This window comes from Mesorhizobium sp. M2A.F.Ca.ET.037.01.1.1 (assembly GCF_003998075.1).
In the GTDB taxonomy this organism is placed as follows: domain Bacteria; phylum Pseudomonadota; class Alphaproteobacteria; order Rhizobiales; family Rhizobiaceae; genus Mesorhizobium.
The window spans coordinates 1-975 of record NZ_RZSA01001510.1; the positions used below are offsets into that span (position 1 = coordinate 1).

Consider the following 975-nt stretch of genomic DNA (forward strand, 5'->3'; position numbering starts at 1 on the left):
GGCGTGTGCTTCGGCAGCGTCGGGAAATCGCCCGAGAAAGACACCGTCGATGACGGCAACCACCGGCGGTAGCCTGCGCGTCCAGGCCCAGACATTGACCCTGGCGCCCAGCCGGTATGGCCAGAGCAGGATGCGGCTTGCCAGCGACACGCGGCCGTCCGCTGTCTTCTGGAATACTTTTGGCCCGGCTCCGGCATAGCCGAAAGCGACGATGGCCAGCGCAAGTGCCGGCCACAAAAGGATAAGCGCGAGCGCCGAGAAGAAGGCGCCGATGGCTGCACCGGCGAGCGCCAGGGCGGCGCCCAGCGCGTAGCAGAGCGAAAGCCGCCGCGCCTTGCCGTCTGCAGTCAGACGGAAGCCGGCGAAGGGCAGCTCGCCCCGGGCCGGAAACAGCCACAGCGCGAAGAAGCCGAGTAGCGCGCCGGTCGGGATATCGATGAAATGGTGCTGCCAGGTTGTCAGCACCGAGGCGCCGATCAGGAAGCACCAAACGTGCCAGAGCGTGAGCAGGAGGCCCGAAAGGCGCTGGCGCCAATGATCCCAGATGATCGCCAGCAATGCGATATGCAGGGACGGCGCCTGGTTGAACGGCTTGTCGAAGCCGCCGAGCACGGCAAACATGAAGCCGGGCAGGCCGGTCGTCGCCGGCCGCACAAAGGTGGCGGTCAGCGGAAACAGGATGAAGCAGGAGACGGCGACGACCTGCGCGGTGAGGTAGCGGCCAGCCAGCCGGTTCACGCCCTGCCGGCTGTCGTTGAGCAGCAGCGACAGGGCGTAGAAGAGGTTGATCGACCAATAGGGCACGATCGTCCAGGCAAGGAATGGAACGTGATGTTCCCACGAGAACACGATGCTGCCGACTTGATTGCGTTTCGAGGCCAGCCAGTTGGCGAAGCCATAGGTCGAATAGAAGAACGGCGCGAGGAAGGCGAGCCACAGCGCCGCCCGAAGGACGACACGTCCGTAGGGTTCGGC

The 975-nt window shown here is 65.3% G+C and carries 1 protein-coding gene; it reads right to left on the reverse strand.

Annotated features, from left to right (window positions below):
- The coding region (locus EOA27_RS37990; protein WP_127258913.1) for a serine/threonine protein phosphatase at window positions 1–975 on the reverse strand (975 nt) is incomplete at both ends.